Raw genomic sequence first — 9,861 nt, 5'->3', positions numbered from 1 at the left:
ATGTTCATCGACGACGCCCACATCTTGCGCGCCTCATCCGACACCGTCTGCGCGTGCATCTCAAAACGGCCCGCCATCGCACGCATCGCGTGCGGATCGGTCATAAAACGTGTTGCCATACTGCCTATTCCTTAGCTGAACGGACGTAAACCCTCTGACCTGCCGACCCCTGGCCGGCCGCCTTTCCCTCTCAGCCGGCCCACGGAGAATGCGGTACAACGCGGCCGGTTCGTGGCGCTTCGAAACGAGGTTCGGCGTCGCCTCCCCATTCGTTCCAATGCCCCCATTCCTTCTTTTCACTCATGCCGTCGGCCGTCGCCTCGGAATCCGGCCCGTCGGTCACCTTGCCATCGGCATCGGCGAGCTCTTCGCGCTCCGGTGCCCAATGGTCGTAGTCGTCCGGCGGAACGGCCACGCCCCAACTGAGCGGAACCGTCAAGCGACCGAGCATGCCTGACTCACCTCGAACTGCCGCGACCGAATCGTCCGGCAGAGGTGAACCAAGAGGCAAAAGCATGATGCCCCCTTTCCACACCCGAAACTCTGTTCACACAGACCTCAACGGCGCGAAATCACCGCCGAGTATTTTTCATACTAAAGCAAAGCTAAGGACAATTGTTGGAAATTTACGACTTCTGTCGACGTTAATGACGAAATTCGGCCACCCGGTAACCCGGCAGCGCGAGCGGCTCGAGCCGCTCGGTCGCCGCATTGACGGACGCCACCGTACGGGGTGGCACGCAGTATCAAGCAGCCCGGGGGCGGTGAGTACGAAAACCGTTGCTCGACAGGGATTCTGCGGGCCGACGGCAGTTCCGTTCGTGGCAGGGGTCACCGCACGCCCTCGGCGCGTGAGCCGCTGGTGCACGCCCGTCAGATCCAGGAACAGTACCGGCGCCCAACGATGGGGCTGCCTGCGGTACGCGTGTTCTGGCGAACATTGCGCGGGTCGGAATCATTCGCCCTCGCAAACCGTACCTAATAGTTTGATTAAGCGGGTAACCGATGAATAGCAGTTGGCTGCATGTTGAGAAATTTGCGACACGCTGAAATCATTCGTATGACCGCCCCGGCAATTGCACCCGGGCTCGCTCACGCCCCCCTCACGCGCCCTTTCTAGGCACCACCTTGGGCCGGGACTGCACCACGTGGGTCGCACTGGTTCCGGCCCGGCCCACCATTTCGGCCGGTTTGTCATGATCCGCGGCCGCCCGCGCCGGCATCGGCATGCCGCTGGTCGATCCGACCGGCTCCGCCACGGCGCCGGACGCTCCCGCCCCCGCCATCGCCGAGCTGACGATCGGGGCCGGCGTCGAGCCCTGCCAGACCGGGGGCACCGATATCGCGCCCACCAACCGCGCCCTACCCAGACTGGCCGAGATGGACGAGCCCCAGCTCCCGTCGCCGCTCATCATTCTCATCGCCGGTGCGGTCGAACCGACGGTCTGCGACGCACCCGTGGCCGTCATATTCGTCGCACCGGCCAGCGACGTCACCGGCGCGGTGCCCTGGGCCAGCGCCATCATCGGCGGCAACGCGGTCGCCGGATAGACCCCGACCTGGGCCACCGACATCAACGACGAAACGGGCGCCGACGTGACGATTGAGCCCACCTGGGTCAACGCGGACTGAATCGCGGTCACCGCCGACGAAAAGCCCGGGCCGAAGATCTGACCCCCCACCGACGACAACGCCCCGGCGAATTGCGACGCCAACGTGCTCAGCGGCGTGGTCAGCAATCCGGCCAAACTCGACGGTGCCGAACTGATCGACGGCAATGCCGCCATGACAGATTGCGCCCCGGCGTGATACCCGAACATGGCCATCACGTCCTGAAGCCACATCTCCATGTATTCGAATTCGGTGGCCGCGATTGCCGCCGTGTTCTGGCCCAGAATGTTCGTCGCGATCAACACCATCAGCTGGATACGGTTCGCTGCGATCGCCGCGGGAGGCACCGTCGCGGCGAATGCCGACTCGTACGACGTCGCCGCCACCCGGGCCTGCACGGCCGACATCGAGGCGTGCGCCGCGGCGGTGTGCAACCACTGCAAATACGGCGCTGCCGCCTGCGACATCGACTCCGACGACGGACCCGTCCATTGCCCATTCGACGCCAGGCCCGAGACCACGGAGTCGAAGGACGACGCCGAGGCCCACATATCGGCGGCCAAGCCGTCCCAGGCAGCGGCCGCAGCCAACAACGGCCCTGAGCCTGCACCCGCGTACATCAGGGCCGAGTTGATCTCCGGCGGCAAAAACGCAAAATCCAGAACCATCTACTACCTCGACACGACCAGCCGTTTAAACGGCCTTACAACTGCACCCCGACAGTCACAGCGACTGGACACTGCGTATAAGACTAAGGCTGGATCGTAGGGCAGCACCACACCAAAATGGCCCGGTTTATCGAAATAGTCGGTTAAACGGCCGTTAGGCGCCCTTGAGTCGAACCGCCAGGTAGTCGGCGACAGCATCCATCGCCACCCGCTCCTGCGTCATGGCGTCGCGTTCGCGCACGGTGACGGCGTTGTCCTCCAGGGAGTCGAAATCCACCGTCACACAGAACGGCGTGCCGACCTCGTCCTGGCGCCGGTAGCGGCGCCCGATCGCGCCGGCGTCGTCGAAATCGATGTTCCAAGACTTCCGCAATTCGGCGGCCAGGTCCCGGGCCTTGGGGCTCAGGTCGGCGTGCCGGGACAGCGGCAGCACCGCCGCCTTGACCGGGGCCAGCCGGTGGTCCAGGCGAAGCACGGTGCGCTTGTCCACGCCGCCCTTGGCGTTGGGGGCTTCGTCCTCGGCATAGGCATCGATCAAGAACGCCATGAACGACCGGGTCAGTCCGGCCGCGGGTTCGATCACGTACGGCGTGTAGCGGGTGTCGCTGGCCTGGTCATAGAAGGACAGGTCGGCGCCGGAATGCTTTGCGTGCGTTGACAAGTCGAAATCAGTCCGGTTGGCGACGCCCTCCAGCTCACCCCACGGGTTGCCCTGGAATCCGAACTTGTACTCGATGTCGACCGTGCGGTCGGAATAGTGCGACAGCTTTTCTTTGGGGTGCTCGTAGAGCCGCAGGTTCTCGGGGTCGATGCCGAGGTCGGTGTACCACTGGTGCCGGGTGTCGATCCAGTACTGGTGCCACTCCTTGGCGGTCGACGGCTCGACGAAGAACTCCATCTCCATCTGCTCGAACTCGCGGGTGCGGAAGATGAAGTTGCCCGGGGTGATCTCGTTGCGAAAGCTCTTGCCGATCTGCCCGATGCCGAACGGCGGCTTGCGCCGCGCGGTGGTCACCACGTTGGCGAAGTTGACGAAGATGCCCTGGGCGGTCTCGGGCCGCAGGTAGTGCAGCCCTTCCTCGGTCTCGATCGGGCCGAGGTAGGTCTTGAGCATCATGTTGAATTCGCGCGGCTCGGTCCACCGACCTGGCTCCCCGGTCTCGGGGTCGCGGATATCGGCCAGTCCGTTGGGCGGCGGGTGCCCGTGTTTGGCCTCGTAGGCCTCGATCAGGTGGTCGGCGCGGTAGCGCTTGTGGGTGATCAGCGACTCCACCAGCGGGTCGTGGAACACCTCGACGTGGCCTGAGGCCACCCAGACCTGCCGCGGCAGGATGATCGACGAGTCGAGTCCCACGACGTCGTCGCGGCCGGTGACCACGGCGCGCCACCACTGCCGCTTGATGTTCTCCTTGAGTTCCACACCCAGCGGCCCGTAGTCCCACGCCGATTTGGTGCCGCCGTAGATCTCACCCGAGGGATAGACGAATCCACGCCGTTTGGCCAGGTTAACGACGGTGTCGATGACGGACGCCACGGGGTGGTCCACTCCCTTTCGGATGAATGAAGAGGCGGGGCGGCGAATCGTCGCCCGCGAAACATCAGCAATCGTATCGACAGGGCCGTGGTCTTTGACATGCGTCATCATGCATGTGACAGTGGAAGTCGTTCCCTATAGTGGGCACTCCACGTACTCGGCACTTTCGAGGAGATGACGCACGCATGGTGATGCCCTCCTCATCGCCGACCGCCGCACCTGGCTCACCGTCGCATTCGGGGTCGGATCTACGTGCCCACCGGCACGGCGAGACAGGCTCAGGGGGGCACGCTCCGTTCGCCGAATATCCCGAGCCGCCGTCGCGAGAAATCCTGGATGCCGCCGGTGAGCTGCTGCGGGCCCTGGCCGCACCGGTACGGATCGCCATCGTGCTGCAACTACGCGAATCCCAGCGCTGCGTGCACGAGCTGGTCGACGCGCTGGGCGTGCCACAACCGCTGGTCAGCCAGCATTTGAAGATTCTCAAGGCGGCGGGAGTGGTCGCCGGGGAGCGGTCCGGCCGCGAGGTGCTGTACCGACTGGCCGACCACCACCTGGCCCACATCGTCGTCGACGCCGTCGCCCACGCCAGCGAGGACACGCCATGACGCGCGCCTGCGACGATGCAGAGCGCAGCGAAGAGGTGGGGGCACCTCCCGCTTGCGGGGGAGAGTGGCGCCAATGACCGGACCGAGCGTCCGTTCCACCCGTCAGCGAGCGGCGATCTCGACGCTGCTGGAAACGCTCGACGAATTCCGCTCGGCCCAGGAGCTGCACGACGAGCTGCGCCGCCGCGGCGAGAACATCGGGCTGACCACGGTCTACCGGACGCTGCAGTCCATGGCATCGGCGGGAATGGTGGACACGCTGCGCACCGACACCGGCGAGTCCGTCTACCGGCGCTGCTCGGAGCACCATCACCACCATCTGGTGTGCCGCCACTGCGGCTCCACCATCGAGGTGGGCGACCACGAGGTCGAGGAGTGGGCGTCGCAAGTCGCCGCCAAGCATGGCTACTCCGAGGTCAGCCACACCATCGAGATCTTCGGGACCTGCGCGGACTGCGGCCGCTGATCGCCCGTGACTGCCCGGCTGGCCGGGCGCTCGGCGGTTAGTGCCCGGGTGGCCGGGCGGTCGGCGGTTGTGCAGCGTCGGCCGGCTCAGGCCGTCAGGACACGCCGCATCTGAGCGCCCGAATCGAGCACCAGCAGGATCAGGGTGCGCAGGGCGTCGTCGGCCAGGCCCGCACCGGGAAAGTTGTAGCGCAGCATCACGTCCGCGGTCTTGGCCGCGCCCTTGCCGGAGTTGCGCTGCGCGGCCTTGTCGCTGACCTTGTCGACCATGGTCACATTGCCGAAGTTGCTGTTGTGCGCCTGCTTGGCCACCTGATCGCTGAGCCTCTTGGTCAGCGGCAGATCCCACGCGACGACCTGGGTAAGCGACACCAGGTCGAGCCCCTCGGCGATGTTCACCACTCGCAGCGACGCGAAGGTCCCGTCATGGTGCACCGTCAGTCCGCCGTCGGGTTCGTCCTCGACGGTCAGCACGTCACGCAGAATCGACCCGAGGCGCTCCTGCAGAGATGGCATCAGGCGCTCCCAAACCGTCGGTTGCGGTCCGCGTACTCCTCGCACGCCGCCCACAGGTCGCGACGGTCGTAGTCGGGCCACAGCTTGTCCTGAAAAATGTATTCGGCATACGCCGCCTGCCACAGCATGAAATTGCTGGAGCGTTGCTCCCCCGAGGTCCGCAGAAACAGATCCACGTCGGGGATGTCGGGCCGCTGCAGGTGATTCGCCACCGTCGCCTCGGTGATGCGCTCGGGGTTCAGCCGGCCGGCAGCCGCCAAGCGTGCGATTTCCTTTGCAGAGTCCGCGATTTCGGCGCGGCCGCCGTAGTTGACGCAGTAGTTGACGGTGATGACGTCGTTGCCTTTCGTCATCTCCTCGGCGACCGCCAATTCATTGATCACGCTGCGCCACAAGCGGGGCCGCGAACCCACCCAGCGGATCTTGACCCCGATTGCCTTGAGGTTCGCCCGCCGCATGCGCACCACGTCGCGGTTAAAGCCCATCAAGAAGCGGACCTCCTCGGGAGACCGCTTCCAGTTTTCGGTGGAGAAGGCGTACAGGCTGAGCCACTTGATCCCGATTTCGATTGCGCCGCAGACGACGTCGATGACGACGGCCTCCCCCGCCTTGTGGCCGTCGGTGCGGGTCAGGCCTTGTTGGGTGGCCCAGCGGCCGTTGCCGTCCATCACGATCGCCACGTGGTTGGGCAGTCGATCCGCCGGGATCGGCGGTGCGGCCGCCTTCGAAATGTGCTGCGGCGGCCGGCTCGGTCCGCCGTCCGGAGACGGCGGCAACTCGGGGAACGCCACTGGCCACGTCGACTTGTCGGGAAACGTCGGATAGCTGTCGGGCGCGGGGGGCAGTTGCGGGAAGGCCGGAGAGTCCCGGGACCTCAATTTGCGCTCGTGGTTCCTAGCCACAGGCCTCATCCTGCCCGATCAGCGCGGCGCGCTGATCGGCGACAGTGGGGGCACTCCCCGGCTCCGCGGGGGCCCCACCCGCTTGCGGGGGACGGTCGACCCGATAATTTCGCTCCACCAGCGGCAACGTCTTGAGCTGGCGTTCCAGATGCCATTGCAGGTGGGCAGCCACCAATCCGCTGACATGGCTGCGGTGGGATTGCGGCGTCGCCTCGGCGGCCTGCCAATCGCCGTCGTGCAGCGCGGACATCAGTTCCAGCACGCCCAGCGGCGGTGTCGTCGAGCCCGCGGGACGGCAATGCGGGCAGACGCTGCCCCCGGCGGCGATGTGAAAGGCCCGATGCGGGCCGGGCGTGGCGCAGCGGGCGCACTCGGTCAACGCCGGCGCCCAGCCGGCGATGCCCATGGCCCGCAGCAGGTAGGCGTCCAGCAGTAGGTCACGAGGGCGGCGTCCGTCGGCCACCGCCCGCAGCGCGCCCACCGTGAGCCGCTGCAGCGCCGGGACGGGCGCGCGCTCCTCACCGGCGAGACGCTCGGCGGTTTCCAGCATCGCGCACCCGCAGGTGTACCGGCCGTAGTCGCTGACGATGTCGGTGGCGAACGCGTCGATGGAAACGACCTGGGTGACGATGTCCAGATTGCGGCCGGGATGCAGCTGCACATCGATGTGCGCGAACGGCTCCAGCCGCGCGCCGAATTTGCTGCGGGTGCGGCGCACCCCCTTGGCCACCGCACGGACCAATCCGTGATCACGGGTCAGCAGGGTCACGATTCGATCTGCTTCGCCGAGCTTGTGCTGGCGCAGCACTACCGCTCGGTCTCGATACAGCCGCATATCAACAGTTTTGCACCCCGCCGCGACATCGCGGGGATCCGCGCCGATAGTCTCGTACCCCGTGATCGGCGCTTCCGAGTCGGCTTCCGGGTCCGTTTCCGGGTCCCGCAGCACGCGCCTGCCCACACTCACTGACCTGCTGTATCAGCTGAACAGCCGTGCGGTGACATCCGACACATTGGTGCGCCGTTCGCTGCACGCGATCGATGCCAGCCAGTCCACGCTCAACGCGTTCCGGGTGGTCCTGACGGAGTCGGCGCTGGCCGACGCGGCCGAGGCCGACCGCCGACGGGCCGCCGGCGAAACGGCGCCGTTGCTGGGCGTCCCGATCGCGGTGAAGGACGACGTCGATGTTGCTGGCGTGCCTACGGCCTTCGGCACCGACGGCCATGTGCGTCCCGCTACGGAAGACTCCGAGGTGGTGCGCCGTCTTAAGGCCGCCGGAGCGGTGATCGTCGGCAAGACCAACACCTGCGAGCTGGGACAGTGGCCGTTCACCAGCGGGCCCGGATTCGGGCACACCCGCAATCCGTGGTCGCGGCGACACACCCCGGGCGGCTCGTCGGGCGGTAGCGCCGCCGCGGTGGCCGCCGGTCTGGTCACCGCGGCGATCGGCTCCGACGGCGCCGGCAGCATCCGCATCCCGGCGGCGTGGACGCATCTGGTCGGCATCAAGCCGCAGCGCGGCCGCATCTCGACCTGGCCGCTACCGGAGTCGTTCAACGGAATTACGGTCAACGGCGTGCTGGCCCGCACAGTCGCCGACGCGGCGCTGGTGCTCGACGCGGCGTCGGGCAATGTCGAGGGTGACCGGCACAAGCCGCCGCCGCTGCGGGCGTCCGACTATGTCAGCATCGCGCCCGGACCGTTGACCATCGCATTGTCAACCCGGTTCGCGTACACCTTCTTTCGGGCCAAGTTGCATCCGGAGATTCTGGCCGCGACCCGAGCAGTGGGCAAGCAGCTGCAATTGCTCGGCCACACGGTCGTGAGCGGGAATCCGGACTACGGCGTGCGGCTGGGATGGGATTTTCTGGCCAGATCGACTGCGGGACTGCGGGAATGGGAGGAGCGGCTGGGCGACGGCGTGGTGTTGGACCCGCGCACCCTGTCCAACCTGCGGATGGGCCATGTGCTGGGACAGGCGATCCTGCGCAACGCGCGCGTGCACGAGGCCGCGCTGCAGCGACGGGTGGGCTCGATTTTCGACATCGTCGACGTGGTGGTCGCGCCGACGACCGCGCAGCCCCCGCCACTGGCCCGATCCTTCGACCGGCTCAGTGGCTTGGGCACCGACCGGGCCATGATCAAGGCATGCCCGGCGACCTGGCCGTGGAATGTGTTGGGCTGGCCGTCGATCAACGTGCCGGCCGGGTTCACCGCGGAGGGCTTGCCGATCGGTGTGCAGTTAATGGGCCCGGCGAACAGCGAGGGCATGCTGATCTCGCTGGCCGCCGAGTTGGAAGCCGTCTGCGGCTGGGCTGCCAAGCAGCCGAAAGTCTGGTGGGAGCACGACCACTTCCGTCCACACGATTAGGACAAAGCGCTAAACGCTCACGCGCCCAACGCATTTCCTCGCGACGGAATGAGTATCGTAATCATCCTGCTCAGAAGTGTCTTGACGCCATCGCGCCAATTTTGTTTGCGTCATTCGGGTCGGCTACCCGCAGTCGGCATGCGCAAACGGTCTCTACGGGTACCTGGATAACCGCGTTTGGCACCCAATGCCCCGGGTACCCGCCTGCGCACACCAGCCGTGCCGACATGCCAGGAGGCAACCAATGTTCATGCATAACAAAGATCTTCAGTTCGAAGTACGGGTCACCGAACCCGACCCACGATTCGCGTCGCTGCTCATGGAGCAATTCGGCGGTGCCAACGGCGAACTCACCGCGGCGCTGCAGTATTTCACCCAGGCATTCGTGCTGCGCCAAAAGAACCCCAAGATGTACGACCTGTTCATGGACATCGCGACCGAGGAGCTCAGCCATCTCGAGATGGTCGGATCGATGATCACCATGTTGCTCGACGGACTCAGCGACGATCTCAAGATTGCGAATCAACGCTGCGACTGGATGCCGGCCGTCGCCAGTACGAACGGGCGCGACAACATCATTCATCAGGTCGCCGTCAACCCGATGTTTCTCGTGCTCAGCGGCGGTGGACCCGATGTCAAGGATTCCGGAGGCAACAACTGGACCGGGGCATTCATCGATGCCAACGGCGATCCCACCGTTGACCTGCGCAACAACGTCGCCGCCGAGTCCCGAGCCAAAGTCGTCTACGAGTACCTCAAGCAGTTCACCGATGATCCGGGCGTGCAGGAAACCCTGACGTTCTTGATGACGCGTGAGGTGGCGCACTATCAGCAATTCACCGCTGCGCTCAACGAACTTCCGGTCAACTTTCCGCCCGGGCAGTTGGCGGGCGATCCGCGCTTTCAAAATGTGGCGTTCAACATGTCCAACGGCGGCGGCGAATCGGTACGTGGGCCGTGGAACCAGGGGCAGGGTCCGTGGCCGCAGGGCATGGAATGGGAGTACGTGGAAAAGCCCGAACAGCAATGGCTGGGTGGAAAGACGCGTCAAAACAAGGGAACCGAACAGAACCCGCAGGGCTCACCGGCGGTCGAGGCCGACAAGCCGTTCACGCACGAACAGCATTCGCCCACAACCTGATCGGGTAACAACGAAGACTGGGCATCGGTGCTCCGATGCCCAGT

At 65.7% G+C, this 9,861-nt stretch carries 10 protein-coding genes and 1 pseudogene; 4 read left to right on the top strand and 7 right to left on the bottom strand.

Annotation, left to right across the window (positions count from 1 at the left end):
- The 4 genes and pseudogenes from SKC41_RS17350 to SKC41_RS17335 all read right to left on the bottom strand — a co-directional run.
- Positions 1-119 (bottom strand): annotated as a pseudogene (locus SKC41_RS17350) (WXG100 family type VII secretion target); the annotation flags it as partial.
- Positions 120-190: 71 nt separating this feature from the next.
- Complete coding sequence (locus tag SKC41_RS17345; protein WP_330978694.1) at positions 191-451, bottom strand: hypothetical protein; 261 nt, start codon at positions 449-451, stop codon at positions 191-193.
- 652 nt (positions 452-1,103) lie between these two features.
- On the bottom strand, positions 1,104-2,279 hold the full coding sequence (locus SKC41_RS17340; RefSeq protein WP_330978693.1) for a PPE family protein: 1,176 nt from the start codon (positions 2,277-2,279) through the stop codon (positions 1,104-1,106).
- 154 nt (positions 2,280-2,433) lie between these two features.
- Complete coding sequence (locus SKC41_RS17335) at positions 2,434-3,825, bottom strand: glycine--tRNA ligase (RefSeq protein WP_330978692.1); 1,392 nt, start codon at positions 3,823-3,825, stop codon at positions 2,434-2,436.
- 173 nt (positions 3,826-3,998) lie between these two features.
- On the opposite strand from SKC41_RS17335, the gene SKC41_RS17330 reads away from it, so the two are divergent.
- Positions 3,999-4,421, top strand: coding sequence for an ArsR/SmtB family transcription factor (locus tag SKC41_RS17330; RefSeq protein WP_330978691.1), 423 nt, complete (start codon positions 3,999-4,001; stop codon positions 4,419-4,421).
- A 73-nt stretch (positions 4,422-4,494) separates the two neighbouring features.
- A complete protein-coding gene (locus SKC41_RS17325; protein WP_330978690.1) occupies positions 4,495-4,887 on the top strand; it encodes a Fur family transcriptional regulator in 393 nt (130 codons plus the stop codon).
- 86 nt (positions 4,888-4,973) lie between these two features.
- Here the strand turns inward: SKC41_RS17325 and SKC41_RS17320 are convergent, their stop codons facing one another.
- From SKC41_RS17320 to recO, 3 genes are read right to left on the bottom strand one after another with little or no spacing between them, the layout of a single operon-like run.
- On the bottom strand, positions 4,974-5,402 hold the full coding sequence (locus SKC41_RS17320) for a hypothetical protein (RefSeq protein WP_330978689.1): 429 nt from the start codon (positions 5,400-5,402) through the stop codon (positions 4,974-4,976).
- Complete coding sequence (locus SKC41_RS17315; protein WP_442931641.1) at positions 5,402-6,304, bottom strand: decaprenyl diphosphate synthase; 903 nt, start codon at positions 6,302-6,304, stop codon at positions 5,402-5,404. Before SKC41_RS17315 ends, SKC41_RS17320 begins: the two co-directional genes overlap by 1 nt.
- Complete coding sequence (recO, locus tag SKC41_RS17310; protein ID WP_330978688.1) at positions 6,297-7,139, bottom strand: DNA repair protein RecO; 843 nt, start codon at positions 7,137-7,139, stop codon at positions 6,297-6,299. Before recO ends, SKC41_RS17315 begins: the two co-directional genes overlap by 8 nt.
- A gap of 61 nt (positions 7,140-7,200) precedes the next feature.
- On the opposite strand from recO, the gene SKC41_RS17305 reads away from it, so the two are divergent.
- Positions 7,201-8,676: an amidase gene (locus SKC41_RS17305; RefSeq protein ID WP_330978687.1), complete on the top strand. Its 1,476-nt coding sequence runs from the start codon at positions 7,201-7,203 to the stop codon at positions 8,674-8,676.
- A gap of 244 nt (positions 8,677-8,920) precedes the next feature.
- The gene (locus tag SKC41_RS17300) at positions 8,921-9,817 is read left to right on the top strand and encodes a manganese catalase family protein (RefSeq protein WP_330978686.1); all 897 of its coding nucleotides are present in this window, start codon (positions 8,921-8,923) and stop codon (positions 9,815-9,817) included.
- Positions 9,818-9,861: the final 44 nt, after the last annotated feature.

Source organism: Mycobacterium sp. 050128, assembly GCF_036409155.1.
Lineage (GTDB): Bacteria > Actinomycetota > Actinomycetes > Mycobacteriales > Mycobacteriaceae > Mycobacterium.
This window is presented reverse-complemented; position numbering and strand designations above follow the sequence as displayed.